At 67.9% G+C, this 25,758-nt stretch carries 27 protein-coding genes, 1 tRNA gene and 1 other RNA gene; 15 read left to right on the forward strand and 14 right to left on the reverse strand.

Features of this window, described 5'->3' with window-relative positions; translation table 11 throughout:
• Position 1: 1 nt before the first annotated feature.
• From ACESMN_RS02225 to ACESMN_RS02240, 4 genes are all read left to right on the forward strand, one after another.
• Positions 2 to 922 carry a branched-chain amino acid transaminase gene (locus tag ACESMN_RS02225; RefSeq protein WP_373051956.1) on the forward strand — a complete coding sequence of 307 codons (921 nt, stop codon included), beginning with the start codon at positions 2 to 4 and terminating at the stop codon, positions 920 to 922.
• Positions 923 to 966: 44 nt separating this feature from the next.
• Positions 967 to 1,185 (forward strand): zinc-finger domain-containing protein, encoded by a 219-nt coding sequence (locus ACESMN_RS02230; protein WP_373051957.1) that lies wholly within the window; start codon positions 967 to 969, stop codon positions 1,183 to 1,185.
• A 21-nt stretch (positions 1,186 to 1,206) separates the two neighbouring features.
• Positions 1,207 to 1,929, forward strand: coding sequence for a response regulator transcription factor (locus ACESMN_RS02235; protein WP_373051958.1), 723 nt, complete (start codon positions 1,207 to 1,209; stop codon positions 1,927 to 1,929).
• Between the two features lie 79 nt (positions 1,930 to 2,008).
• Entirely contained in the window at positions 2,009 to 4,111 is a 2,103-nt protein-coding gene (locus ACESMN_RS02240; protein WP_373051959.1) for a response regulator, read from the forward strand.
• 189 nt (positions 4,112 to 4,300) lie between these two features.
• On the opposite strand, the gene ACESMN_RS02245 is transcribed toward ACESMN_RS02240, so the two are convergent.
• Genes ACESMN_RS02245 through ACESMN_RS02255 form a run of 3 tightly spaced genes read right to left on the reverse strand, consistent with a single transcriptional unit; the run spans position 4,301 to position 6,737 of the window.
• The gene (locus tag ACESMN_RS02245) at positions 4,301 to 5,269 is read right to left on the reverse strand and encodes a hypothetical protein (protein WP_373051960.1); all 969 of its coding nucleotides are present in this window, start codon (positions 5,267 to 5,269) and stop codon (positions 4,301 to 4,303) included.
• Complete coding sequence (locus ACESMN_RS02250) at positions 5,259 to 6,596, reverse strand: 3-deoxy-D-manno-octulosonic acid transferase (protein ID WP_373051961.1); 1,338 nt, start codon at positions 6,594 to 6,596, stop codon at positions 5,259 to 5,261. Before ACESMN_RS02250 ends, ACESMN_RS02245 begins: the two co-directional genes overlap by 11 nt.
• On the reverse strand, positions 6,597 to 6,737 hold the full coding sequence (locus ACESMN_RS02255) for a hypothetical protein (protein ID WP_373051962.1): 141 nt from the start codon (positions 6,735 to 6,737) through the stop codon (positions 6,597 to 6,599).
• 171 nt (positions 6,738 to 6,908) lie between these two features.
• Here ACESMN_RS02255 and ACESMN_RS02260 point away from each other — a divergent pair, with 171 nt between their 5' ends.
• Complete coding sequence (locus ACESMN_RS02260; RefSeq protein ID WP_373051963.1) at positions 6,909 to 7,670, forward strand: 3-deoxy-D-manno-octulosonic acid kinase; 762 nt, start codon at positions 6,909 to 6,911, stop codon at positions 7,668 to 7,670.
• A gap of 202 nt (positions 7,671 to 7,872) precedes the next feature.
• Here ACESMN_RS02260 and ACESMN_RS02265 read toward each other — a convergent pair whose 3' ends face one another.
• Positions 7,873 to 8,379 carry a SprT-like domain-containing protein gene (locus ACESMN_RS02265; protein ID WP_373051964.1) on the reverse strand — a complete coding sequence of 169 codons (507 nt, stop codon included), beginning with the start codon at positions 8,377 to 8,379 and terminating at the stop codon, positions 7,873 to 7,875.
• Positions 8,380 to 8,498: 119 nt separating this feature from the next.
• Between ACESMN_RS02265 and ACESMN_RS02270 the strand changes: the two genes are divergently transcribed.
• Positions 8,499 to 8,933, forward strand: coding sequence for a hypothetical protein (locus ACESMN_RS02270; protein ID WP_373051965.1), 435 nt, complete (start codon positions 8,499 to 8,501; stop codon positions 8,931 to 8,933).
• 85 nt (positions 8,934 to 9,018) lie between these two features.
• On the opposite strand, the gene rnd is transcribed toward ACESMN_RS02270, so the two are convergent.
• The 5 genes from rnd to ACESMN_RS02295 form a co-directional block, all read right to left on the reverse strand.
• Positions 9,019 to 10,206, reverse strand: coding sequence for a ribonuclease D (gene rnd, locus ACESMN_RS02275; RefSeq protein ID WP_373051966.1), 1,188 nt, complete (start codon positions 10,204 to 10,206; stop codon positions 9,019 to 9,021).
• Positions 10,199 to 10,507, reverse strand: coding sequence for a DUF1244 domain-containing protein (locus ACESMN_RS02280; RefSeq protein ID WP_373051967.1), 309 nt, complete (start codon positions 10,505 to 10,507; stop codon positions 10,199 to 10,201). Before ACESMN_RS02280 ends, rnd begins: the two co-directional genes overlap by 8 nt.
• Before the next feature lie 127 nt (positions 10,508 to 10,634).
• Complete coding sequence (gene mreD / locus ACESMN_RS02285) at positions 10,635 to 11,126, reverse strand: rod shape-determining protein MreD (RefSeq protein ID WP_373051968.1); 492 nt, start codon at positions 11,124 to 11,126, stop codon at positions 10,635 to 10,637.
• A complete protein-coding gene (mreC, locus tag ACESMN_RS02290; RefSeq protein ID WP_373051989.1) occupies positions 11,123 to 11,980 on the reverse strand; it encodes a rod shape-determining protein MreC in 858 nt (285 codons plus the stop codon). Before mreC ends, mreD begins: the two co-directional genes overlap by 4 nt.
• A gap of 27 nt (positions 11,981 to 12,007) precedes the next feature.
• The gene (locus tag ACESMN_RS02295; RefSeq protein WP_373051969.1) at positions 12,008 to 13,054 is read right to left on the reverse strand and encodes a rod shape-determining protein; all 1,047 of its coding nucleotides are present in this window, start codon (positions 13,052 to 13,054) and stop codon (positions 12,008 to 12,010) included.
• Between the two features lie 125 nt (positions 13,055 to 13,179).
• Between ACESMN_RS02295 and gatC the strand changes: the two genes are divergently transcribed.
• From gatC to hslO, 4 genes are read left to right on the forward strand one after another with little or no spacing between them, the layout of a single operon-like run.
• Complete coding sequence (gene gatC / locus ACESMN_RS02300) at positions 13,180 to 13,467, forward strand: Asp-tRNA(Asn)/Glu-tRNA(Gln) amidotransferase subunit GatC (protein ID WP_373051970.1); 288 nt, start codon at positions 13,180 to 13,182, stop codon at positions 13,465 to 13,467.
• 34 nt (positions 13,468 to 13,501) lie between these two features.
• Entirely contained in the window at positions 13,502 to 14,956 is a 1,455-nt protein-coding gene (gene gatA / locus ACESMN_RS02305; RefSeq protein WP_373051971.1) for an Asp-tRNA(Asn)/Glu-tRNA(Gln) amidotransferase subunit GatA, read from the forward strand.
• A gap of 13 nt (positions 14,957 to 14,969) precedes the next feature.
• Entirely contained in the window at positions 14,970 to 16,406 is a 1,437-nt protein-coding gene (gene gatB / locus ACESMN_RS02310; protein WP_373051972.1) for an Asp-tRNA(Asn)/Glu-tRNA(Gln) amidotransferase subunit GatB, read from the forward strand.
• A 35-nt stretch (positions 16,407 to 16,441) separates the two neighbouring features.
• A complete protein-coding gene (gene hslO, locus ACESMN_RS02315) occupies positions 16,442 to 17,335 on the forward strand; it encodes an Hsp33 family molecular chaperone HslO (protein WP_373051990.1) in 894 nt (297 codons plus the stop codon).
• A 199-nt stretch (positions 17,336 to 17,534) separates the two neighbouring features.
• On the opposite strand, the gene ACESMN_RS02320 is transcribed toward hslO, so the two are convergent.
• The 5 genes from ACESMN_RS02320 to hemA all read right to left on the reverse strand — a co-directional run bounded on the left by ACESMN_RS02320 (position 17,535) and on the right by hemA (position 22,028).
• Entirely contained in the window at positions 17,535 to 18,296 is a 762-nt protein-coding gene (locus tag ACESMN_RS02320) for a HesA/MoeB/ThiF family protein (RefSeq protein ID WP_373051973.1), read from the reverse strand.
• 40 nt (positions 18,297 to 18,336) lie between these two features.
• Positions 18,337 to 18,738, reverse strand: coding sequence for a hypothetical protein (locus ACESMN_RS02325; RefSeq protein WP_373051974.1), 402 nt, complete (start codon positions 18,736 to 18,738; stop codon positions 18,337 to 18,339).
• Positions 18,739 to 18,818: 80 nt separating this feature from the next.
• Positions 18,819 to 19,676, reverse strand: a complete 858-nt coding sequence (prmC, locus tag ACESMN_RS02330) for a peptide chain release factor N(5)-glutamine methyltransferase (protein ID WP_373051975.1) — start codon at positions 19,674 to 19,676, stop codon at positions 18,819 to 18,821.
• Positions 19,663 to 20,748 (reverse strand): peptide chain release factor 1, encoded by a 1,086-nt coding sequence (gene prfA, locus ACESMN_RS02335; RefSeq protein ID WP_373051976.1) that lies wholly within the window; start codon positions 20,746 to 20,748, stop codon positions 19,663 to 19,665. The genes prmC and prfA overlap by 14 nt, the downstream gene beginning before the upstream one ends.
• Complete coding sequence (hemA, locus tag ACESMN_RS02340) at positions 20,745 to 22,028, reverse strand: glutamyl-tRNA reductase (RefSeq protein ID WP_373051977.1); 1,284 nt, start codon at positions 22,026 to 22,028, stop codon at positions 20,745 to 20,747. Before hemA ends, prfA begins: the two co-directional genes overlap by 4 nt.
• Positions 22,029 to 22,179: 151 nt before the next feature.
• Here hemA and ACESMN_RS02345 point away from each other — a divergent pair, with 151 nt between their 5' ends.
• The 5 genes from ACESMN_RS02345 to ACESMN_RS02365 all read left to right on the forward strand — a co-directional run bounded on the left by ACESMN_RS02345 (position 22,180) and on the right by ACESMN_RS02365 (position 25,678).
• Complete coding sequence (locus tag ACESMN_RS02345) at positions 22,180 to 23,895, forward strand: tetratricopeptide repeat protein (RefSeq protein WP_373051978.1); 1,716 nt, start codon at positions 22,180 to 22,182, stop codon at positions 23,893 to 23,895.
• A 13-nt stretch (positions 23,896 to 23,908) separates the two neighbouring features.
• Complete coding sequence (lolB, locus tag ACESMN_RS02350; protein ID WP_373051979.1) at positions 23,909 to 24,571, forward strand: lipoprotein insertase outer membrane protein LolB; 663 nt, start codon at positions 23,909 to 23,911, stop codon at positions 24,569 to 24,571.
• A complete protein-coding gene (ispE, locus tag ACESMN_RS02355; RefSeq protein WP_373051980.1) occupies positions 24,568 to 25,431 on the forward strand; it encodes a 4-(cytidine 5'-diphospho)-2-C-methyl-D-erythritol kinase in 864 nt (287 codons plus the stop codon). The genes lolB and ispE overlap by 4 nt, the downstream gene beginning before the upstream one ends.
• Positions 25,432 to 25,447: 16 nt before the next feature.
• Positions 25,448 to 25,522, forward strand: a tRNA-Gln gene (locus ACESMN_RS02360).
• A gap of 34 nt (positions 25,523 to 25,556) precedes the next feature.
• A non-coding RNA gene (locus ACESMN_RS02365) (RtT sRNA) lies at positions 25,557 to 25,678 on the forward strand.
• The last annotated feature ends 80 nt before the right edge of the window (positions 25,679 to 25,758 follow it).

Consider the following 25,758-nt stretch of genomic DNA (forward strand, 5'->3'; position numbering starts at 1 on the left):
GATGTCGATGGCGGATCGCGACGGAGTGATCTGGATGGACGGCAAGATGGTGCCCTGGCGCGATGCCCGCACCCATGTCCTGACGCACACGCTCCACTACGGCATGGGCGTGTTCGAGGGTGTGCGTGCCTACGAGGCGGAGGGGGGTACCGCGATCTTCCGCCTCGAGGATCACACGCGACGGCTGTTCAACTCGGCACGCATCCTCGGAATGCCTATGCCCTACGGCGCCGACGAGATCAGCGCGGCGCAGGTCGCCGCAGTGCGCGAGAACGGGCTCAAGACCGCCTATATCCGGCCGATGTGTTTCTATGGCGCGGAGGGCATGGGGCTCAGGGCGGACAACCTGGAGGTTCATGTGATCGTCGCGGCCTGGACCTGGGGCAGCTACCTCGGCGAGGCGAACATGACCCGGGGGATTCGCGTGCGAACCTCTTCCTACAACCGTCACCATGTAAATGTGACTATGTGCAAGGCAAAGGCCAACGGCAACTACATGAATTCCATGCTGGCGTTGCAGGAGGCGATCTCCTGCGGCTATGACGAGGCGATGCTGCTCGATACCGAGGGCTATGTCGCCGAGGGGAGCGGTGAGAACATCTTCCTGGTGCACGACGACGTGCTGCACACGCCGGACCTGACCTCGGCCCTGGACGGCATCACGCGACGGACCATCCTCGCGCTGGCGGACGAGGAAGGCCTGCGGGTGGTCGAGAGGCGGATCACCCGTGACGAAGTCTACATCGCCGACGAGGCCTTCTTCACCGGCACCGCCGCGGAGGTCACGCCGATTCGCGAGGTGGATGGCCGGCCGATCGGCGAGGGCACGCGAGGCCCGATCACCCAGCGCCTGCAGTCGCTGTACTTCGATGTGGTCAAGGGCAGGCACCCGAAGCACGAGGCCTGGCTGACCCACGTCTGAGACCCGCGCTCCACCAACAATAGAAGCGAAAAGGAGAGGGCCCGATGCCGAACCCACACACCGCCGAGCAGCAGGAGCGATTCAAGCCGGCCAATGCGGAGACCACGGTCACCGTGCACCGCAGCCAGCTTCCCCTGAACTGCCCGACCCCGCAAACCGCATTGTGGGCGTCGCACCCGCGCGTCTACCTGCCGATCGACGAGTCCCCGGACGGGCGCATGCGTTGCCCGTACTGCGGAACGGTGTACATTCTGGAAGACTGACACGGACCGGCAGCCGACAGCATGGATTCCATCGTAACCCCTGCACGCGTCGTCGTGGTGGAGGATGATGCCCGCATGGCCCGGGCACTGGAGCGCTACCTGCGCCGCGACGGCCACCTCGTAACCCGCGTGGCCAGCGGTCCCGTGCTGCGCCAGCTGTGCCGGGAGAACGATATCGACCTCGTGCTGCTGGACCTCAATCTGGGTTCCGAGGACGGGATGGATCTGGCGCGCGAACTGCTGCGCTCCACCAGCGCCGCAGTGATCATCGTGACCGGGCGCGTCGACCTGCAGGACCGGATCACGGGGCTGGATGCCGGTGCCGACGATTATGTGACCAAGCCCTTTGATCCGGAAGAACTGCTCGCCCGGGTTCGGGCCGTGCTGCGGCGTCACTCCCTGAGCCCGCCTCCGCGCGCCTGGGCCCGGGTCGGGCCCTACATGCTCGAACGCGATGACATGACCCTGTCCCGCGAGGACGGACAGGTGGCGCGGGTCCGCTTCACGGAGACGCAGACGCGCATCCTGCTGCAGCTGATGCAGAACCCGGGGCGAACGGTGACCCGCGACGCGCTGTGCAGCCGCGAGGTCAAGCCATCGGAGGATCGCAGTGTGGACGTGCACGTGGCGAACATCCGTCGCAAGCTGCGGGAATCGGGGATCGACGACCTTGCGATCCTGCCGGTGCGGGGTGCCGGCTACCGTATCCACCTGACGGGCGCATCGGCCGCAGCCTCCTCATGACTGCCAGTCCCGGGAAGCCCGGAGACGAGCCCTGTCGGTCGCGGCCGGGTTGCCGTCGGCACGGGCTTGGGGGCCGCGCATGACCCTGGCGCGGCAGGACCCGTCCGCCGAGCAACCCGCCCGTAGCGATTCCGCGTTGCGCGAGGCACAGGCGATCGCGCAGCTCGGCAGCTGGAATCTGGACTACGTGACCGGCGAACTCGTCTGGAGTGAGGAGACCTTCCGTATCCTCGGCATTCCCCCAGGATCCGTGACGCCGACGCCGGAGCTGTTCTTCGCCCTGGTGCACCCGGAAGATCGAGCCGCGGTGCGTCAGGAGCTGGAGTCCGCGTGCCTGCGCCCGGACGGCGGCTACTCGATCGAACACCGGGTGGTGGGCCGGGACGGCGTGCAGCGGTACGTGCGCGAGCGGGGCCGGGTCCGGTTCGACGATCGCGGCCGACCGCTCAGCATCTCGGGGACCGCCCTGGATCTCACCGACCGCATCCACGACGAGGAGGACCTCCGTCAGCGGGAACGGCTGGAGCGGGGACTGCTGGAACTCGCGGCAATGTTCCTCTCGCGCCCCGGCCCGGGGATGGATGACCTGATCGACAGGGCCCTTGGCCGCATGGGTGAGCTGACCGGAACCGACCGGGCCTATCTCTTTGACGTGGACAGCGAGCGAAGGACCTTCAGTAACACGCACGAATGGACCGCGCCGGGAGTCGAGGCGATGATCCATATGCTCGGAGATGTCTCCTGGGAGGGGGTCCCGGAATGCGCCCGCATGCTCAACGCGGGCGCTCCGGTGGTGATCCCGAGCGTCTCCGAACTCCCCCGGTATCATCCGGAGCGGGCGTTTCTGGAGGCCCAGGGCATCCGCTCCATGCTTCTCGTGCCGGTGATGGAGGGTGACGCACTGAACTGCTTCGTGGGCTTCGACGCGGTCAAAAACGAGCGCGACTGGTCCTCGGCCGAGGTCCGCTTTCTTCAGGTCTTCGGCAGCCTGATGATCAGCACCATCGAGCGTGAACGTGCCTATGCGGACATGATGGCGGCGAGGCAGCGCGAGATGATCGGTCACCTCGCCAGCGGCGTGGCTCACGACTTCAATAACCTGCTCGGCGTGATCGACGCGAACGTGCACTACCTGCACGAGACCGTCAGGGATACCGGGACGGACCCGGAGATCACGCAGGTCCTGGAGGAGACCCACAGCGCCATCGGACAGGCCAAGGTGGTGACTTCGGGCATGCTGTCGCTGAGCCGGACCGGGGGGTTTGCCGCGGAGCGGGTGGAGGTGGAGGACGCCATCTCCGGACTGGTGCGAATCCTCAAGCACATCCTGCCCCCCGAGATCCGGCTCGAGGTCGCGCTGGAACCGCAGCTGGCGGTCTGCAGCAACGGCGGCTTTCTGCAGGCGGCCCTGCTGAACCTGGCGCTCAACGCCCGGGATGCGATGCCCGATGGGGGCCGGCTGCGCATCGGGGCCTTCCGGGTGCCTGGTCCGGGATCCGCAGCCGTGGCCCTCGGTGACACCGAAGTGCAGGACCTCGTGCAATTGCGCGTGGCCGACTCGGGTTGCGGCATGGACCGCAAGATCCTGGACCGCCTCTTCGAGCCGTTGTTCTCGACCAAAGCGAAACAGCGTGGCCACGGTCTCGGTCTGTTCATGGTGCACGAGTTCGTGTTGCGCTCCGGTGCCCGGCTGGAGGTCGACTCGCGGGTGGGAGAGGGTTCCGAATTCCGGCTTCTGCTGCCCGGCTGGAATGAGTCCAGCACGTGCACCCGCCTCCCGGAGCCCGTGGCCGGCGCGCTGACACCGGAAACGCTGCGCGTACTGGTGGTCGACGACGATCCGCGCAGCCGGGATTCGGTGCGGCGCCTGCTGGAGATGGATGGCGCTTCCGTCGCGACGGTGGATAACGGGCTGGCCTGCCTGGAGCGCCTGCGGCTCGAGCCCGATTTCGACCTGGTGCTGTCGGACGTGTCGATGCCGGTGCTGGACGGCGCCGAACTCTGCCGCATCCTGCGCGACCGGCACCCCGTACTGCCATTGATCCTGATGACCGGGCAGGTGCCGGCGGTCTTTCCGGGCACGCATCTGCCCGGCAATCCCACAGTCCTGCGCAAACCGCTCGATCTGCAGGACCTGCGGACGGCCATCGGGCAGCTGGAGCCCTGCGCCGACCGGCATTAACGATCATCGCGATCCGCGTCTCCCCGAAGCGAGGGATCGGAGAAACGGAAACGGCGGAAACCGGAAACGAGGAAACGGGTACAGATTTATTATTGAAACCAGAAATGGGGACAGATTGACAAATCCCGATTAATAAAACTGTCCCCGTTTCTCGCATTTCTCCGCTTCTCCGAACGGAACGCCGTCCTTTCAGAAGCGGAACTCGACGCCCAGGCCCACCGCTGCGGTCTCGTAGCGCTCGGGATCATCCTCGTTGCGCGGCCAGAAATACCCGCCGATCAGTTCCCCGATGATCCAGTCGCGATAGATTGGCCGGCTGTAGATCGCGCGCAGGCCATACTCATGCGCCAGCACCGTTCCGTCGGTGTCGCCGTTCCCGAGGAGCTCGAAGGAGAATTCCCGCTCGGGGCCGAAGGTCCGGAACAGCCCGAGGCTCGTCGACCATTCCAGGCCTTCGGTCTCGGTTCCAATCGTCGCGGAGTTGCGCCATCGGAATGCGGTGTCCGGGCCCAGCGCCAGGGCGTAGTTGAGTCCCGTGGTGGTGCCCAGGCCATCGGCCACCGCGAGAAACAGGGTCTGGCGATAGTCGATGTTGGAGTCGTCCGTCAACCACCAGGTCTTGCGGTAACGGGCCTGCGCGTAGAGCTTGTAGCCGCCGCGGACACCCAGCCTCAGGTCCAGGTTCTCGCGCAGCATCCGTCCGATGCCGACGAAGAAGGTCTGATCGTCGCTCCTGTCCTCAGGCAGCAGCGACTGCTCCCGGCGGAAGGCCTCGCCCTCGTCCCGGATCAGTTCCTGCTCGTTGTCGCGTCCGATGAAGAGATAGCCGAATTCGCTGACGTTCGGCATCTTTACCTGCAGCCGGTAGCGGAAGTCCGTATCCACGCCCTCGTCCTGGCGGTAGAGCACGCGCGTCCTCAACGCCCCGGAGACACGTCCGCGCTCTTCGAACGGCTTTTCGCCGAACCAGCTGTCCACGTTGGTCACCAGCCAGTAGGCGCTGCGGTGCAGGCCCTCACGAGTGAGTTCAAGGGCGCGGATCTCCGCCTCCTCGGCCGTTTCAGGGTCCCCGTCGGCACTGACGTCTTCCGCGACGACCGGGGCCGACAGGAGAAGGGACCCGAGGAGCGCGGCGAACAGCGGCTCTCTAGCGTGCATCGTGCAGGGCGCGGGTTGTGTGCCCGGTGGCATCCTGTGGTCCGGGAAGCAGGGGTTCCAGCAGTTGCAGTGTATGCGCGGTGGCGCCGCTGTTGGCGGCGACCACCTCTCGCGCCCTCGCGACCTGTGCACGACCCGCCCCGGGGTCCCCGAGGAGCCGCTCAAGCGCCTGTAGCAGATCGTCCGCGTCCGCGACCTGGAGCAGGGCGCCGGCGTCCCGCAGCTGCTCGATCATGTCCGCGAAGTTTCGGGTGTCGGGCCCGATCACGACCGGGCATCCGGCCGCGATCGGCTCGAGCGGATTCTGACCGCCCTGGGCAACAAGGCTGCCGCCGACGAAGGCGGCATCGGCGAGGGCATAGAGCGCGGCGAGCTCCCCCAGGGTGTCCAGGACGATCACGTCGGCAGAGGTCCCGGCGGTGCCGATTGCGGAACGCGCGATCACGCTGAAGCCCTCCGCCCGGGCGAGCGCGATGACCTCGGAACTGCGCGCCGGATGGCGCGGGGCGAGCAGCAGCTGAATCCGCGCGCCGCGGCCGGTCGCCTGCAATCGGTGATGGACGTCCAGCACCAGCGCCTCCTCCCCGGGGTGGGTGGAGCCGGCCAGCCAGAGCTGTCCGGAGGCCAGCTGGGCGCGCTCCAGCGCGGGTGCGGGAGGCACTGGCGGCAGATCGAACTTCAGGTTGCCCGTGACCTCCACACGCCCGGCGCCGAGATCACGGAACTCGCGGGCATCGCCCGGGCCCTGGGCCGCGATCCATTCGATTGTGCCGAGCAGCGGCCCGTAGAGCAGGCGGAACCGGCGGTAAGTGGCGCGCAGCGCCGGGCTGAGCCGGGCGTTGACCAGCACGACCGGAAGGCCCGCGAGGTGACCCTGCCGGAGCAGGTTGGGCCACAGCTCCGTCTCGATCAGCACCAGCACGCGGGGACGGACCCTGGTGATGAACCGGCGCATCAGGACCGGGGAGTCCAGCGGCAGGTAGCGGACCTCGAGCGGTAGCCCCTGCGCGCGCATCCGTTCCGCCTCTGTCCGGCCCGCAGGCGTCACGGTGGTGAGCAGCAGCCTCAGGGTGGGGCGGGAGGCGGCGAGGGCGCGCAAGAGGGTCCCGGCGACCCGCATCTCGCCGAGGGAGACCGCGTGGATCCAGAGGTCGGGGAGTGGTGGCGGGGGCGCCCCCAGGGCGAGTCGCTCGCCGAGGTGCCGGCGGTAGCCCGCCTCCCGGCGCGAGCGCCACAGGAAGTGCAGGATTGCCGCTGGAATCAGCAGATGGATAATGAGGTTGTAGCCCAGGCGCGCGAGTGTCGGTCGCCACTGCCGATCCCCCATTCAGCGTTCTCCGCTGTGCGCGGCCCGGATCTCGAAGCGGGCCCTGCGGCTCACGGGGATGGTGCGCGTCCACTGCCGGGGTGTTCCCGCCATCATGTTCGCGCTGTCTTCCAGGGCTGTGCTGACATCTTCCGGGCTCATGACCGCACCCATCGGGATGGAGGGGTCGAGCTTAGCAAGAAACGGGCTCGACAGGCGGTTCGGTCGCGATCCGCGGCCGCCAACGGGGCCGGTCCTGCCTTATACTGCCATCCCTCGCTGGCGGAACGGCGACGTGACCGAGCCGGGGGTATACCAGGGTCGGGGTGTGAGATGGAATGGAGGCTGCAGCGCAGCGGTGGTGATTACCTGATCCACGACGAGGCCCTGGAACGGGCGCCGGAGCCGTGGATGTTCGAACCCGGTGGCCTGAGGCAGCGCGGCTACTGCGCCGGAGAGGTCCACACCGGCCGCGGTCGGGTGCTGTTCTGCGATCCGCCGATTCCCGGCTCCGGCGGGCAATGGGTGCTGCGGCATTATCTGCGCGGCGGCTCCGTGGCCCGGATCCTCGGCGACCGGTATCTCTGGACGGGCCTGAAGAGGAGCCGGCCCTGGCGGGAATTCATGCTCACGCATACGATGCGCGACGAGGGCCTGCCGGTGCCACGTCCCGTCGCCGCGCGGCTCACGCGACATGGGCTCTACTGGCGCGCCGATCTGATCACGCAGCGCGTGCCCGACGCCCTTTCGCTGCATCAGCGCCTGCGCGAGGGATCGGTGGGCGCAGCCGACTGGCATCGTGTCGGGGCAGTCATCCGACGCTTCCACGACGCCGGATACTGCCACGCGGATCTGAACAGCCGCAACATCCTGATCGACATCTGCGACCGCGTCTGGCTGATCGACTGGGACCGCGGGTGCTGGCGCGCTCAGGGCGCCTGGACGCGGCGAAATCTCGAGCGGCTCCGCCGGGACCTGGAGAAGCGGCGGCGTCTGCATGATCAATGGCAATATGCGGATCCGGACTTCGAACGCCTGCTGCAGGGCTATGCCGACCCGCGTTCGGCGTCCCCGCCGGACGGCCCGGATGACTGAGCCGGGTCGCGGTTCCGGTGCGCCCGTTGGCGGTTCGGTTCTGTCCGTGCCAGAGAGATCAACAGGCCATTGCCGTCTAACGGCAAACAGGGCGCGGGCCTAAATGAATGGATCCGCACCTACCAAAGGCGACCGCCGCGCATCCGTATCCCCAGAAAATCGCCGGGCCATTCGGCCGCTCGCATCGGCATTCAGCGCATCTTCATTTCCACTCAGCATGATCGTCAAAATGTAGACGACTGCCGCAGTCTGCGCAGCTGTAGCGATAGCCCCGTCGGGTAACCAGGTAATGTCGCCGGGGCCCGAGGCGATGCGCACGGCATTTGCATTTGTAAATATAAACCCGGCTCCGGCGGCCGGTGAGCGGCGTGCGATGCGTGACCACCGGGGGAAAGCCCAGTGCTGCCATGATTTCCTTCCACTCGGGTCCGTGCGGGCGTACGCGCCGGGGTCCGTGCCGTCGGTAGACCAGGGAGTGCGCCACCTCGTGGGCGACGGTGGCCGGAAAGTGTGCATCCCAGTCCAGCAGAAAGGCCTCCGGGTTGAAACGCAGCAACTCAATTCCATCACGGATCCGCCATTGACCGGCGGCGCGCCCGCGCAGGTCCAGGCGGACCTCGGGAACCGGCGCGGATCGCATGATGGAATAAAATCCGATTGCTGCAGCACGGATCTCGTTCTGCTGGTTTTGGTTGAGCCCGGTCTTCATGCAGTGATCCTTGTTGAAGCAGACCTGTTGTTTATTCTTGCGCTTTTTATTATGTTGTTGCTTCTGGTTTTCGAGCCGTAAAGGCCTTGATCCTGTCGAACAGCAGACGAGGAGCATTAATGAGTGCCGTAAGGAAAGACATCGATGAACTCAGTTCCGAAGAACTCTATGCGCTGGCGCGTGAGCGCGAGCAGCAGGAGGCGGAGCGCCGGGAACAGGAAATCAAGGAGCAGCTGGGTGAATTGAAGGCGAAGCGCAAGGAGCTTCTGGCCCGCCACCGCAAGGAGCTGGCCGAGATGGACCGGCAGATCCGGGACATGGGGGGCGCGGTGCCCCGCGCCCGCAGCACTCGCCGGCGCCGTCCCGGGGGCGAGACGATCAGCCAGAAGCTCTGTGATATCGTCGCCACGCGCCCGGAAATGACCGTCAGCGAGATCCGTGACGAGGCCGAATCCTCGGGTATCGAGACCAGGAACATCAGCCAGACGCTGGCCTACCTGAAGCGCCAGGGACGGCTCAACTCCCCCCGGCGCGGCGTGTATTCGAGCGTCTGAGCCCGGACCGGGCACGACGAACGGAACTCGCGGGCCACGAAGGGACGGCCGTGTCGGGAGGCCCCTTCTGTGTGCGGGGGCCGGATCATGGACCGACGGAAGATGACGAGGCCGGTGCGCCCCGTTCCGACATGGCGATCCGGCCCCGGTCGCAGTACACGGCGCTGCGTCCCTCCAGCCAGCGCTGAAGCTCGCGTCCGGCGACCTCGCGGCGCCAGCCGCGCACGAGACGGGCATCGTCATCCCCGCGCATCAGCGCAACGATGTCCCGGCGCCCGCCGATCGCCTCGGGACCAATCCGCTGCCGGCGTGCGAGATCGCGCAGCAGGGCCGTCGCCACATCGGCAACCACCTCCTCCGTCTCCGTCAGCGGCCTCGCCCGGGCCGCCAGCGCCGGCCACTGCTCCTTCGGCGTCGCGATCCCGCGCTGGACCGCCAGCAGCAGCTGGCCCACGCGTTCCGCCCCAATGCCCTTCGGAAACCCGCGCAGTTCCTGCAGCGCGTCCGGATCGCCGGGCCGGACGCGCGCGATCAACAGCAGCAGATCGTCGCCAAGAATCCAGCGGCGGGGCCGATCGAGCCTGCGCGCCTCTTCCTCGCGCCAAGCGGCGACCTCGCGCAGCACTGCCAGCTCGCGCGGCTTCATCCGCTTGTGCCCGCTGACCCGTCGCCATGCGTCCTCCGCCCGGGGCTGGTAGAGCTCCGGCCGCGTGATGGCCTCCATTTCCGGGGCCAGCCACGTCGTGCGTCCGAGCGTTTCCAGCTCTTCCTGCAGACGCTGGTAGACCAGGACGAGGTGGCGCACGTCGTCCCGCGCATAGGCCAGCTGTTCCGCCTTCAGCGGGCGGCGTGACCAGTCGGTCCGCGACTGGGTCTTGTCGAGTTCGATCCCCAGCACGGCCTCGACGAGCCTTGCGTAGCCGACCTGTTCCCCGTACCCCAGCAGGCTGGCGGCCACCTGCGTGTCGAAGACCGGGGCCGGCACGTTACCGGTCATCAGGTAGAGGACCTCGAGATCCTGGCTGGCCGAGTGAAAGACCTTCAGCACCTCGGGATCCTCCAGCAAGGCGCACAGCGGTCCGAGATCCGGTAGCGCCAGGGGGTCGATACAGGCGATGTGATCCGGTGTGGCGACCTGGACCAGGCACAGTTGCGGAAAGTAGGTCTTCTCCCGCATGAACTCCGTGTCCAGGGCCACCCAGTCGCTGCCGGCGAGGGTGCCGACCAGGTCCTGCAACTGCGCCGTCGTCTCGACCAGTCCGTGATCACGCATCGGCGTTGCCGGCGGACTGCGACTCCGAGAATGACCGCCGCTGTTCCGGCGTGGCCTCCTTCTGGTGGAGACGCTTCCACTCGGCGTAGGGCATCCCGTAGATGATCTCGCGCGCCTGGTCGAGATCGATCTCTGCGCCGTTAGATTCGGCTGCCGCGACGTACCACTTGGCCAGGCAGTTGCGGCAGAATCCCGCCAGGTTCATCAGGTCGATGTTCTGTACGTCCTTGCGTTCGTCCAGATGTCGCAGCAGCCGTTGGAAGACCTCGGCCTCGATTCGTGTTCGTGTCGTTTCTTGCATGTCGGCAGCCCGTTGATCGGTCGGAGATGGTAGATGGCCCCCCGGGACCAGTGACTCATGGTAACGGGGGGCGGCGGGGTGACGCACAGGCCTGCAGTGCGCGGGGCCCCGATTTTGTCACAGGCCGTCAGGTCAGGTGCAAAAGCCAGCGTCGGCGTGCGTCGCGCAGGATGTGATAGACGACCGGCCAGAGCAGGGCGCTGGTGATCACCGGGCTCCAGTACCAGATGCTGTCCGGCGGCAGTCCGGTCGCCCCCTGGATCCAGATCTGCAGAAGGCGCGTGAAGGCCACCAGGGATGCCACCACCACCGCCTGCTGCCAGACCGGGAAGACCCGCATGCGCGGGTAGATCTGGAGCACCACGAACATGGCCAGGGACAGCGTCAGCGCGTTCTGGCCCAGAAGGTGATGGTGCAGCACGTCGAGGAAGAGACCGGTGACGAAGGCGACCAGGATGCCTACCCGGCGCGGGAACGCCATGCCCCAGTAGACCAGCACCAGGAGCACCCACTCCGGACGGAGGGGGGCGATCGCCTCCGGCAGGGGCACGATGCTCAGTGCCAGCGCGACCAGCAGGGACAACAGCACCGGCAGCGGCACGGCGAATCCCGGGTTCATTCCTCCGCGTCCGTCTCGGCGTCGGTCTCCGGCGCATCGGTCCATAGCAGCAGGACCTCGCGCGAGCGGTCCAGCGCGGCCAGGGGTTCGGCGGCGATGGCCAGAAAGGGCTGACCGGGCTCATGTTCAACCGACACGATGCGCGCGACCGGGTAGTCCGCCGGAAAGCGTTCGCCCAGGCCCGACGTCAGCAGCAGGTCGCCCTCCTCGATGTCCTCCTGCGGCGGCACGTGGCGCAGATCCAGGCGCCGCGGGTTGCCGGAGCCGACGGCCAGTGCGCGCAATCCGGTGCGCTCCACGATCACCGGCAGGGCGTGCCCCGGGTCGGAGATCAGCAGCGCGGTGGAGCTGGCCCAGTGCGGCGTCAGGATCTGTCCGATCACGCCATCCGCATTGATCAGGGGCTGTCCGGCATACGCGTCATCGGCCCTGCCCTTGTCGATCACGATCTGCTGGCGGAAGGGGTCCAGATCCACCGCGAGGAGCTTGGCGATCTGGACCCGCTCGGTGGCCTGCGCGGAGGTATGCAACAGGGCCCGCAGGCGATCGTTCTCCGCCTGCAGCGCATCGAAGCGCAACTGCCGCGCGCGCAGTTCCATCAGGTCCGAGCGCAGCAGCCGGTTCTCCAGCACGAGCTGTTCATGACGCGAGAAGGATTCCAGGATCCGGCTGCCGGCCCGGATCGGCGCATCCACCGCCAGCTGGACGGGATAGGCGATGGTGGCGAAGATGCTGCGCAGGGTCTGCAGCTGGTTGAACCGATGGTCGAGCGCCATCAGCGCCAGGGCGACCACCAGAACGGCCAGCAGCCGGAGTGTGGGTGATGCCCCGAGGCTGAACAGCGGCTTTTCGATGACACGTCCTCCGGCGGGCGGGAACGGTTACTCGCTGGTCAGGAAATCGACGCGTTTTTCGTCGAGCATCTCCAGCACGCGCCCGCCACCGCGCGCCACGCAGGTTAACGGATCTTCCGAGATGACCACCGGAATGCCGGTCTCCTCCATGATCAGGCGGTCGATCTGCTGCAGCAGCGCCCCGCCCCCGGTCAGCACGATGCCGCGCTCGGCCACGTCCGCGCCCAGCTCGGGCGGCGTCTGCTCCAGCGCGGTGCGCACCGCGGAGACGATGCCGTGGAGGGGATCCTGCAGCGCCTCCAGGATCTCGTTGCTGTTCAGGGTGAAGGAACGCGGCACGCCCTCGGCCAGGTTGCGCCCCTTCACCTCGATCTCCAGCAGATCCTTGCCGGGGTAGGCCGAACCGATCGCGTGCTTGATGCGTTCGGCGGTCGCCTCGCCGATCAGCACGCCGTAGTTCCGGCGAACGTAGGCCATGATGGCCTCGTCGAAGGTGTCGCCGCCGATCCGCACCGACTCGGAATAGACGATGCCGTTCATCGACAGCACCGCGACCTCGGAGGTGCCGCCACCGATGTCGAGCACCATGGAACCCACTGCCTCGTCCAGCGGAATGCCGGCGCCGATGGCCGCCGCCACCGGCTCCTGCAGGAGATAGACCTTGCGCGCGCCGGCGCCGAAGGCCGATTCCCGGATCGCCCGGCGCTCCACCTGCGTGGCGCCGCACGGCACGCAGACCAGCACCCTGGGGCTGGGCCGGAACACCCGTCGCTCGTGCACCTTCTTGATGAAGTACTGCAGCATCTTTTCGGTGGTGGTGAAGTCGGCGATCACGCCATCCTTCATCGGGCGGATGGTGGTCACGTTCTCCGGCGTGCGGCCCAGCATCTTCTTCGCCTCGGTGCCCACCGCCTCCAGCGAGCGGGGCCCGCCGGGACCCCGGTCCTGGCGTATGGCGACCACCGACGGTTCGTTCAGTACGATACCCTGCCCGCGCATGTAGATCAGGGTGTTGGCGGTACCCAAGTCAATGGAGATGTCATTGGAAAACAGCCCCAGAAAGCGTTTGAACATGGCTCGACCTGATCCTGGTGGCGGGCAGAAAGGACGCGGCACTCTAGCAAGGCCCCGCTGCTTTGGGCAAGGTGGCCTTTGTGGTAACTTTGCGCTCCCGCGTACTATACGTCGAAGCGTCCGCCATGTCCCTGACCAGTGACGAAGTCCGCCGCATCGCGCATCTGGCGCGGCTGGCGGTGGATGACCGCGAGGCCGAGGGCTTCGCGGCCGCCCTCAGCGACATCTTCGATTTCGTCGAGGCCCTGAACAATGCCGATATCGAGGGCGTCGCACCGATGGCGCATCCGCTCGACGCGGAACAGCGGCTCCGTCCCGACCGGGTCACCGAGTCGGATCAGCGCGAACGGTTCCAGGATATCGCGCCCGCGGTGGAGGGCGGTGTGTATCTCGTGCCACGCGTGATCGAATGATCGGCAAACCGGTCCAGCAACGGAAACCCCGGCGATGACACTCGATACCCTTTCGGGCTGGGCGCGCCGTCTGCAGGCGGGCGAGATCAGCAGCCGCGAACTGACCGAACTCTATCTCGACCGTATCGACCGGCTGGATCCCGGCATCAACAGCTTCGTGACCGTGACCCGGGAACAGGCGCTGGCCGCGGCCGACGCGGCGGATCAGCGGCTCGCGCAGGGTGAGCGCGCACCGCTGCTGGGACTGCCGGTGGCGCAGAAGGACATCTTCTGCACGCACGGGGTGCGCACCAGCTGCGGTTCGAGGATGCTCGATTCCTTCGTCGCCCCCTACGACGCCACGGTCGTCGAACGCATGAATGCCGCCGGCGCGGTGATGCTGGGCAAGACCAACATGGACGAGTTCGCGATGGGTTCGTCGAACGAGACCAGCCACTACGGCCCGGTCCGCAATCCGTGGGACCCGGAGCGGGTGCCCGGCGGATCCTCCGGCGGGTCGGCGGCTGCAGTGGCCGCGCGCCTGGTGCCCGCGGCGACGGGAACCGACACCGGCGGTTCGATCCGGCAGCCGGCCGCGTTCTGTGGCGTCACCGGGCTGAAGCCCACCTATGGACGCGTCTCCCGCTACGGGATGATCGCCTTTGCCTCCAGCCTGGACCAGGGCGGTCCGATGGCCGCCAGCGCGGAAGACTGCGCGCTGATGCTGAATGCGATGGCCGGCTTCGATCCCCGGGATTCCACCAGCCTGGAACGTCCGGACGAGGACTTCACCGCCGGTCTCGACCGCGACCTCAAGGGTCTGCGCATCGGTCTGCCCAGGGAATACTTCGGGGACGGGCTGCACGCGGACGTGCGCCGCGCGGTGCAGGATGCACTGGCGGTGCTGCGCGAGCGCGGGGCGGAGCCGGTGGAGATCAGTTTGCCGAACAGCAACCTGTCGGTTCCGGCCTATTACGTGGTGGCACCGGCCGAGTGCTCGTCCAACCTGGCCCGTTACGACGGCGTGCGTTTCGGCCATCGCTGCAATGATCCGCGCGACCTGATGGACCTGTACACGCGCTCGCGCGCCGAGGGCTTCGGTGCCGAGGTCAAGCGGCGCATCATGATCGGGACCTACGTGCTCTCCGCGGGCTATTACGATGCCTACTACCTGAAGGCCCAGAAGGTCAGGCAGCTGATCGCGGAGGATTTCCGCCGCGCCTTCGAGCGGGTGGATGTGATCGCCGGCCCGACGACACCGGAGCTCCCGTTCCGGCTGGGAGAGAAGAGCGCGGACCCGATCAGCATGTATCTCTCCGACGTCTACACCATCGCGGCGAATCTCGCCGGTCTGCCGGGCCTGTCGATGCCGGCGGGAACGATCGGCAGTCTGCCGGTCGGGCTGCAGCTGATCGGGAACTACTTCGAGGAGGGCCGCCTGCTGAACGTTGCGCACCAGTTCCAGCAGGAGACGGGCTGGCATCAGCGCATGCCGGCGACCTTCGCTTAGGGGCGGACGAAGAATGGAATGGGAAACCGTGATCGGGCTGGAGATCCATGCCCAGCTGAACACCGCGTCGAAGATCTTCTCCGGGGCCGCGACCGCTTACGGCGCGGAGCCGAACCGGCAGGCCTGCGCCGTCGACCTGGGCCTGCCCGGGGTGCTGCCGGTGCTGAACGAGGCGGTCGTGCGCAAGGCCGTGATGCTGGGACTGGCACTCGAGGCGCAGATCGCCCCCCGGTCCGTGTTCGCACGCAAGAACTACTTCTACCCGGACCTCCCGAAGGGCTACCAGATCTCCCAGTTCGAACTGCCGATCGTCGCGCGGGGCTACCTGGAGATCGAACTCGACGACGGCAGCCGCAAGCGGATCGGCGTCACCCGGGCGCACCTCGAGGAGGACGCCGGCAAGAGCCTGCACGAGGGCTTCGGCACGATGACGGGCATCGACCTCAACCGTGCCGGGACGCCGCTGGTCGAGATCGTCTCCGAGCCGGAGCTGGGTTCGGCGCGCGAGGCGGTGGCGTACATGAAGAAACTGCACGCGCTGGTGCGTTACCTCGATATCTGTGACGGCAACATGCAGGAGGGCAGCTTCCGCTGCGACGCGAATGTCTCGGTCCGCCCGGCGGGGGAGTCGTCCTTCGGTATTCGCACCGAGATCAAGAACCTGAATTCCTTCCGTTTCGTCGAGCGCGCGATCAACTTCGAGGTGGAGCGCCAGATCGAGCTGATCGAATCGGGCGGCACGGTGGTGCAGGAGACGCGCCTGTTCGACCCGGACCGCGACGAGACCCGCCCCATGCGCTCCAAGGAAGAGGCGAACGACTACCGCTACTTCCCGGATCCCGACCTGCTGCCGGTAGCGATCCACACGGAGGATATCGAGGCGATCCGCGCCGAGATGCCGGAACTGCCGGATGCGAAGCGCGAGCGCTTCGTGCGCGACTACGCGCTGTCCCCCTACGATGCCGGCGCGCTGACCGCCACCCGCGACCTGGCGGACTACTACGAGGCACTGGTGGCGGCCTGCGGGGCGCCAAAGCTCGCCGCCAACTGGATGATGGGTGACTTCACCGCGGCGCTGAACCGTTCCGAGCTGGAGGTGGGCGATAGTCCGGTCGCGCCGGCGGCGCTGGCGCAGCTTCTGGCACGCATCCAGGACGCGACCATCTCCGGCAAGATCGCGAAGGAGGTCTTCGACGCGATGTGGGCGGGTGAGGGCGACGCCGATGCGATCATTGCCGCCCGCGGGCTGAAGCAGATCACCGACACCGGCGCGATCGACCGCATCATCGACGATGTGATCGCCGCGAATCCCGTGCAGCTCGAACAGTACCGTGCCGGGAAGGACAAGCTGCTCGGCTTCTTTGTCGGGCAGGTGATGAAGAAGACCCAGGGCAAGGCCAACCCGGCCCAGGTCAACGAGCGGCTGCGGGCGCGGCTGCGGGGCGACTGAACGCGCGCACCGCGGTCGCGGTCCGAGGAGTCATGATCGCCGAGGCCGACACGCTGCACCGCTTCCTGCTCGAGAACACCCCGGTGAGGGGCGAGTGGGTACACCTCGATGCGTCCTGGCAGGCCCTGTTGCAACGCCACCGTTATCCTCCCGCGGTGCACAGGCAACTGGGCGAGGCCTATGCGGCCGTCGCCCTGATCGCGGCAACGCTGAAGTTCGACGGTTCCCTGATCCTGCAGATCACCGGCTCCGGTCCGCTGCACCTGCTGGTGGTGCAGGCGACCGGAAGCCAGTCGCTGCGTGGACTCGCCCGCTACCGGGGAGAGGTCCCGGACGGTGATCTGGGCCAGATCTTCGGCGCCGATGCCCGGCTGCTGATCACGCTCGACCCGGGTGCGGGGCGCGAACGCTACCAGGGCGTGGTGGCGCTGGAGGGCCGGTCGCTCGCAACGGCACTGGATGCGTACTTCGAGCGCTCCGAACAGCTGCCGACACGGGTCTGGCTCGCGGCCGGTCCGGACAGCGCCGCCGGAATGCTGTTGCAGGGCATGCCGGGACCGGACGGGTCACCGACGCCGCGCGATTCGGAGGACTGGACGCGCCTCACCCTGCTGGGCGACACCGTCTCCGCCGGGGAATTGCTCGATCTCGCGGCGGAAGACCTGCTGCGCCGGCTGTTCCACGAAGAACGGGTGCGGTTGCTGGCCGGGCACGGGATGCGCTTCGCCTGCAGCTGCTCGCGCGACAAGGTGCAGGACATGCTGAAGGGACTCGGCCCCGACGAGGTGCGGGCAACGCTCGAGCAGGAGGGGGAGATCGCAGTGACCTGCGAATTCTGCAATGCCCGCTACCGTCTCGACGCGGTGGATGCGGAGGCCCTGTTCGCGGCCGCCGAACCGCAGCCGACGGTGGGCTCCACCCGCCACTGAGGATTTGCTGCACGCGGCACGGATCCGGTTAATGTGAACACATGGCCACGGAAGGACACGGAAATACGCGGAATGCGTGATCAAATCGCGGATTTCGATCTACTTCCGTGTCCTTCCGTGGCTTGTTTTCATCCCTCGGCGCGCATCGTCCACGGCATGAGCGTTGACGTGGTGTTCACATGCTCCGCCGCGGGCGCTCTCATGCGCCCGCGGCGGTCGCTGCCGGACCACAGACCGGGCAGGCCGGATCGCGCGAGAGCGACAGGGTCCGAAAGTTCATCGTAAGCCCGTCGACCAGCAACAGCCTCCCGGCGAGCGTCGGCAATCCGAGCAGGAGCTTCAGCGCCTCCGTGGCCTGCAGGCTGCCGATCACCCCCGGTAGGCTCGCCAGCACCCCGGACTCGCCACAGGTCTCGCCGAGTTCCTCGCCCTCGCCGTAGAGGCAGTGGTAGCAGGGCATCGATGGGTCCCGGAAGTCGAAGGTGGTCAGCTGGCCCTCGAAGCGGATCACCGCTCCGGAGGCCAGCGGGACGCCGGCAGCCACCGCCGCGCGGTTGATCAGCGCCCGGCTGGCGAAATTGTCCGTGCCGTCCAGGATCACGTCGGCTTCCGCACCGAGTGTCTCCAGTTCCGCCTGGTCAAGGCGACGGGCCAGCGTGTTCAGGCGGCATGCGGGGTTCAGGCGGCGCAGGCTGTCCGCGGCCGAATCGACCTTGAGCCGGCCGATGTCCTGCTGACCATGCAGGACCTGGCGCTGCAGGTTGCTCAGATCGACGCGATCGAAATCGACCAGGGTGAGCTGTCCGACTCCGGCCGCCGCGAGATAGGCCGCGATCGGGGAACCCAGCCCCCCGAGACCCATCACCACCGCGTGGGCGGCCGCCAGACGCTCCTGCCCCTCGGCGCCTACGTTCGGCAGCAGGATCTGGCGGCTGTAGCGCAGCAGGAGCTCGTCGTTCACCCGGGACTCCGAATCGCGACCGGCCCGCGCCGGGGCGGCGTCACCAGTACGAGCGCCAGTGCGAGGGCCGCTGGTCCCGGCAGCCGTGTTCGCTCTGCTGGTAATGGCGCACGAAGATGCGCCGCGCGCAGTGCCCGAAGCAGTTGGAGCTGACCTGCATGTTCGCGCGCCGCGTCTCCTCGCAATAGGCGTAGTAGGCGCGGCGCAGCCGGGTGAGCAGGCTGTTGTCCAGGTGGAAGCCGAGTTCCTCCAGTGCGGACTCGATCTCGGAGAACGTCACCTCGCGCAGGTCATAGCTCGCCAGCACCCGGTTCGGGCCAGCCACCGACACCTCGGAGACCATCGGCGAGTCGGCCAGCAGCAGCGCGGCCGAGGGGGCCTGGTCCCTCTCTTGGTGCGGCCCCCGGAAGATGAATTCCCTTGTGCGAACGGTCGAGTCCATGCCCTGTATGGTAGTTGGCGCCGCATCATTTGCCCAGTCAGTTCCACGTCCAATGGCGCGCCACGGGAAGGCACCGGCATTCAGGCGGCGGCGCGACCCTCGGTCATGCGCTCGAGGCCCGCCAGATCGGTGTGGCTCGATACCTCGCGGTAGCCGGCCCTGCGCAGGAGGGCGCGCACCGCGGATCCCTGGTCGGCGCCATGTTCCAGCAGCAGCCAGGCTCCCGGGCGCAGTCGGGAGCGCGATGCTTCCGCGATTGCCCGCAGATCCGCAAGGCCGGTGTCGGCGGCCACCAGCGCACTGCGGGGCTCGAAGCGCAGATCCCCGGCGGCGAGGTGCGGGTCTTCGGCTGCGATGTAGGGCGGGTTGCTGACGATCAGATCGAACCGCGGCCTGGGCGCGACCGCCTCCAGCCAGCGCCCGCGGAACCAGTGAACCGTCAGCCCGAGGCTGCGGGCATTCGCCGCTGCAACCGCCAGGGCCCGGGCTTCGGCATCGCTGGCCCAGACCGTTAGTGACGGCCGTTCGCTCTTCAGCGCCAGGGCGATTGCGCCGGAGCCGGTCCCAAGATCCAGCACCCGCGCCGGCCCCGTCGGCAGGTGCCGGAGTGCGCGTTCCACCAGCAGTTCGGTCTCCGGGCGCGGGATCAGGCAGCCGTCATCCACTGCCAGGGGCAGGGACCAGAACTCCCGCCGGCCCAGCAGGTAGGCGACCGGCTGCCCGGCAGCACGGGCGGCAATCAGCGCGCGCACGGCCTCGGCCTGCGGCGCCGTGACCGGTCGCTCGCCGAAGGCGAGCAGATGCACCTCCGGGATCTCCAGTTGATGGCCCAGCAGCAGACGGGCCTCGAGCCCCGGGTGCGCGACGCCGGCCCGCCGCAGCCTGTCGCGGCATTCGGCAAGCAGCCCTTCCACGGTGGTCGCGTCAGTCGTCGGCAAGTGCGGCCAGCTGTTCGGCCTGGTGCTCGTGCGTCAGCGGATCGATCAGTGGATCGAGGCCTCCCGACATCACTTCGTCCAGCTTGTACAGGGTCAGGTTGATCCGGTGATCGGTGACACGGCCCTGGGGAAAATTGTAGGTACGGATGCGCTCGGAGCGGTCGCCGCTGCCCACCAGGCTCTTGCGCGTGGCGCTCTGCTCCGCGGCCTGCCGGCTGCGTTCGGCCTCGTAGAGCCGTGCCGCCAGCAGGGTCATCGCGCGTGCCTTGTTCTTGTGCTGGGAGCGCTCGTCCTGGCACTCGACCACCATCCCGGTGGGCAGGTGGGTCAGTCTCACCGCCGAGTCGGTGCGGTTCACATGCTGGCCGCCGGCACCGCTGGCCCGATAGGTGTCGATGCGCAGGTCGGCCGGGTTGATCTCCGGCATCTCCACCGCCTCCAGTTCGGGCATGATGGCCACGGTCGCCGCCGAGGTGTGAATGCGGCCCTGGGACTCGGTCTCCGGTACCCGTTGCACCCGATGGGTTCCGGATTCGAACTTCAGCCTGGAATACACCCCATGCCCGACCACCCGGACGATGACCTCGCGGAAGCCCCCGTGTTCTCCCTCGCTGGCGCTCAGGATCTCCATCTGCCACTGCCGCTGTTCGGCGTAGCGGCTGTACATGCGCAGCAGGTCGCCTGCGAAGATGGCGGCCTCGTCGCCACCGGTCCCGGCCCGGATCTCCAGGAACACATTGGCCTCGTCGTGGGGATCCTGCGGCACGAGGTGGGCCTGCAGCTCGCTCTCCAGCCGCTCGGCCTCCGCCTGCAGCCTCGTCGTCTCGTCCGCCGCCAGTTCCCGGACCTCGGATTCGGGATCCTTCAGAAGCGCCTCGGTGGCCCTCAGTTCATCCCGGTTGCGGATCCAGGCTCGCCACGCCGTGGCGACCGGCTCCAGCTGGCTGTACTCGACCGAGAGCCGGCGGAAGCGATCCGGGTCCTCCGCGGCATCGGGCGCCGCGAGCAGTCCCGCGATCTCGCTGTGGCGCTCGGCCAGGCCCTCCAGTCGGCGTTCGAATGATTCCTTCACGAATCGTCCCGGCCGTCCCCGTCATCGTTGCCGGGCAGCCGGAACAGCCGATGCGCGGCGTGCAGCAGATCGGCATCGCCCTCGTGCGCAGCCGCGTTCAGGCTCTTGCAGGGGGCGTGCATCAGCTTGTTGGTCAGCAGGTGCGCGAGCTGCCGCACGACGTCCTCCGGCGGGTGGCCCGCCCGCAGCTGGGTCTCGGCGCGCAGGAGCGTCTCGTGCTGGATCGTCTCCGCCTGTTCGCGCAGCCGCCGAATGCTCTCCACCGAATCCCGCGCGCGCAGCCAGCGCATGAACTCGTGGGCCCGTGCCGCGATGATCTGCTCGGCCTGTTCCGCCGCCGCCTGGCGGGATGCCATGTTCCGGCTGATCACCTCCTGCAGGTCATCGACGGTGTACAGGTACACGTCCTCCAGTTCCGCCACCTCCGGCTCGATGTCACGGGGCACCGCGATATCGACCATGAACATCGGACGATGGCGCCGCCTGCGGATGGCCCGTTCCACCGCGCCCTTGCCGAGGATTGGCAGCGGGGCGGCGGTGGAGCTGATCACGATGTCGCAGCGGTGCAGGTACTCCGGGAGTCCGGTCAACGGGATGGGTTCGGCCCCGAAGCGGTCGCCGAGCATGTGCGCGCGCTCGACGGTGCGGTTCGCGACGATCACGTGCCCGACTCCGTGACCCACCAGGTGGCGCAGCGTGAGCTCGATGGTCTCGCCGGCCCCGATCACCAGCGCAGTGAGCGGTTTCAGGTCCCCGAAGATCTGCCGCGCGAGGGATACCGCCGCAAACGCGACCGAGATCGCGCTGGCGCCGATCGCGGTGGACGTGCGCACGTCCTTGGCGGTGGCGAAGGCGTGCTGAAAGAGACGCTCCAGTGACAGCCCCAGCGTCCCGGCCGTGTGGGCGTGCTGATAGGCGGACTTCATCTGCCCCAGGATCTGCGGCTCGCCGAGCACCATGGAGTCGAGCCCGCAGGCGACGCGCAGGGTGTGCAGCACCGCCTCGTCGTCGTGATGCCGGTACAGGTAGGCCTCGAGTTCGTCGCGCCGGATGCCGTGGAAACCGCCCAGCCAGTCCAGCACGCGTTCCTCTCCGCCATGGTCGTTCTCCCGAAAGTAGATCTCGGTGCGGTTGCAGGTGGACAGGATGGCCGCTTCCGGAATCCGCACGCCGCTGTGGAGCGAATCCAGCGCCTCCCCGAGCTGGACCTCGTTGACGGCGAGGCGCTCGCGGACCTGGACCGGCGCAGTGCGGTGATTGATTCCGAGGGTGAACAGCATTTAGCGGGATTCTTTCGCGCCCGGGTGGGATCAGCAACGCCTTAGTGTACTGCGTGGCGCCATCGGATACAGTGGGGCCTGGTCCCCTCGGTGGAACCCGTTGCGTACATCCATCGTCCAAGCCCTCGTAATCATGTGGAACGTTCCCGTCATGTCGCGACTTCTCGCTGTCGCGCTCCCCGCCGTGCTGCTGGCGGGTTGCGCCCAGACCAATCTCAATGCATCGGGCTCCGAGTATATCGAGGCCCCCCCGATTCTCTCGATATCCGGGAGCGAGGCGACGGAAGATTCCGAGGCGCGGGTGCTGTTCAGCCTGCTGGCGGCCGAACTGGCCGCCCAGTCGGGCGACTACGAGCAGGCGAGCACCTATTACCTGGCCGCGGCCCGGCTCAGCAGCGATGTTCAGGTCGCCGAGCGGGCCACCCGGCTGGCCCTGTTCGCCCGCAATCATCCGCGTGCCCTCGCGGCTGCGGAGCGCTGGCTGGAATTGTCGCCCGGCAGCATCGAGGCGATGCAGATCGCTGCGGTACTGATGACCACCACCGGACGGGACGACGAGGCGGCCGAACTGCTGGAGACCATCGTCGACGCGGTCGGCACCGACGAGGGTTACCGGGTCGTGGTGTCCCTGCTCGCGCAGTCCGAGGATCGGGCGACCGCGCTTCGGGCCGTGGAGCGGCTGGTGGACGCGAATCCCGACGAGGCCGCTGGCTGGCAGGCACATGCGGAACTTGCCCTGCGCTTTGAGCAGCTCGAGCGGGCCCGCGAGATCGCGTGGACGGGCGTGGAGCGTTTTCCCGATGCGGTGCACCTGCGCATGACCCTGGCCCGCGTGCTCACCGAGATGGAAGACGACGATGCGGCGCTGGCGACGCTTTCAGCCGCGGTGGATGTGCATCCCGACCGGCGCGATGTGCGTCTTGCCTACGCCAGGGCGCTGGTGGACGTGGAGGATTTCGAGCGCGTGCGCCCCGAGCTGGACCGGCTTCTGGACATGGACCCCGAGGACGCGGATCTTCTGCTGACCACCGCCCTGCTCAGTCTCGAGGCGGGGCGTTTCGAGCTTGCACGCGAATACCTCGAACATCTCCTCGCGAGCGGACGCCGGACCTCGGATGCCCACTACTATCTCGGCCGCCTGCATGAACAGGCGGAGGATCTCGAGGCCGCGCGGCGGTCCTATCGGGCGGTGGATGCCGGGGAGCACGTCGACGACGCACGCCTCAGGGTGGCGCGCCTGACGGCGGAGCTGGAGGGTCACGCGGCGGCCCGGCCGATCCTCGAAGACCTCCAGCAGGACCCTGACGAAGGCATCGCCCTTCGCGCCTACCTGGTGGAGGCGAACGTGCTGCGGGACAGCGGCGAATTCGACGCGGCGCTCGAGCGGCTGGCGCGGGGGCTGGTCGAGTTCCCCGGTTCGGAGCAGCTGCTCTATCTGCGTGGGCTGGTCCACGAGCGGGCCGGCAACATCCCGGCGGCCGAGGCGGATTTCCGGGCCATCCTGGAGATGGACCCGGAGAACGTGTCGGCACTCAATGCCCTTGGATACACCCTCGCGGACCGGACCGAACGCTATGAAGAGGCCTACGATCTCATCACCCGTGCCTACGAGCAGCGCCCGGACGACGCCGCGATCATCGACAGCTACGGCTGGGTGCTGTACCGGATGGGCCGCCTCGATGAGGCGCTGGCGAAGCTGGAGCGTGCCTACGACCTGATGCAGGACAGCGAGATCGCCAGCAACCTGGCGGTGGTCCTGTGGGAGGTGGGCCGTCGCGACGAGTCCCGCGCGATCATCGAGGAGGCCCTGGAACGCGATCCCGGGCACGAGCGGCTGCGCCGGGTCAGCCGGGAGCTGGGAGACTGAGTGGATCTGACCTGTGGTTGACGCCTCCTCCGGCTTCCCTGGCCTGAACTCCATGCGCCTGCGGCCGATCCTGCTGGCCGTCCTCGCGGTGTTCGGACTCCTTGGCTGTGCGTCGATCCCCGAACCATCGGTAGACGAGGCTGCCGCTCGCGCGGCCTTCGCCGAGCGTTCCGCCCGGCTGGAGGCGGTGGACACGTGGCGCCTGGCCGGGCAGGTGATCCTGGAACTCCCGGAGGAGACCTGGACGGGGCAACTGGGCTGGCGTGCCGAGGGGCCGGAGCAGGTGATCGACCTGTCGGGGCCGATGGGGCGCGGGGGCGGTCGCGTGATTTTCGACGGGCGCCACGCGATGCTGCTGACCCGCGACGGCGAACGTTACCAGGCCTCCGACCCCGACCGGCTGATCGCGCGGATCACCGGGCGCGAGATCCCGGTCGCGGGCCTCGATGCCTGGGTGCGCGGGATCGCGCGTCCGGGCGCGGGCTTCGATCTCCGCGCGGACGCGGCGGGGCGCCCGTCGCGGCTGATCCAGGATGGCTGGGAGGTCCGCTACGGGGCCTTCGAGGATGCCGGTCCTGCGGCGATGCCGGCCTCTCTGGAGCTGCGCCGCGGGGACATGCGCCTGGAGCTGCGGATCCAGCGCTGGCAGCTCGGCCAGCCGGCGCCGGCGCCGTGAACGCGGATTTCTCGGTCCGGTTCCCGGCACCCGCGAAGATCAACCGTTTCCTGCACATCACCGGCCGTCGCCCGGACGGTTACCACGAGCTGCAGACCGTATTCCAGTTCGTGGATCTCTGCGACTGGCTGCAGTTCTTCCCGTTGTCTTCCGGGCGCGTCGAGCTCGACGCGGCGATGCCCTCCCTGAATGGCGACAACCTGTGTCTGAAGGCGGCACGCCTGCTTGCCGAGCGCAGCGGTCATTCCCTCGGGGTAAGGATCGCGCTGACCAAGCACATCCCCGTCGGCGGGGGGCTGGGCGGGGGCAGTTCCGATGCCGCGACCACGCTTGTGGCGCTGAACCACCTGTTCCGGCTGGGTCTGTCGCTGCCGTCCCTGGCGCAGCTGGGCCTGCGGCTGGGGGCCGACGTGCCGGTGTTCGTGCGCGGGCTCGCGGCATGGGCGGAGGGCGTTGGCGAGCGTCTGACCCCGGTGGAGCCGGACACGCCCTGGGTGCTGCTGATCGACCCGGGGGAGGCGGTGTCCACCGCAACCATGTTCGGTTCCCGCGAATTGACACGGGACTGTCCCCCCGAGAGAATCACGGCGTCCGGGTACGGGTCTTTCGGCAATGTCTTCGAGCCGCTGGTGCGGCGCCGTCTTGCGGTCGTGGACGCGGCGCTGGAGTGGCTGGGTGCGCAGGGAGTCCCGGCCCGGCTCAGCGGAACCGGGGGCTGTCTGTTCGGGCTGTTCGCCGACGCGGCCGCCGCGCGGGCGGCACAGCAGGCGCAGCCACACCCCTGGCGCAGCTGGGTCGTGCGCCTCGTCAACCGCTCGCCACTGTGCGAGTGGCACCCTCCGGACGCGGACGGGACGTAGCCGGACAACGAGTCATTGGGCCGTCGCCAAGCGGTAAGGCACCGGGTTTTGATCCCGGCATTCGCAGGTTCGAATCCTGCCGGCCCAGCCATACAGGAATTGTGACGCCGGAATGCCACTGGGCGTCACGAAGCGGGGCCGGCAGGGTTCGAAGCTCAAGGTTCGACTGCCCCGAAGGGGCAGAACGTCGCCGCAGGCGACGGCCCGGAGGGCGGCGCGCAGCGCCGTAATCCTGCCGGCCCAGCCATACAGGAATTGTGACGCCGGAATGCCACTGGGCGTCACGAAGCGGGGCCGGCAGGGTTCGAAGCTCAAGGTTCGACTGCC

This window comes from Thioalkalivibrio sp., assembly GCF_041690275.1.
In the GTDB taxonomy this organism is placed as follows: domain Bacteria; phylum Pseudomonadota; class Gammaproteobacteria; order Ectothiorhodospirales; family Ectothiorhodospiraceae; genus Thioalkalivibrio.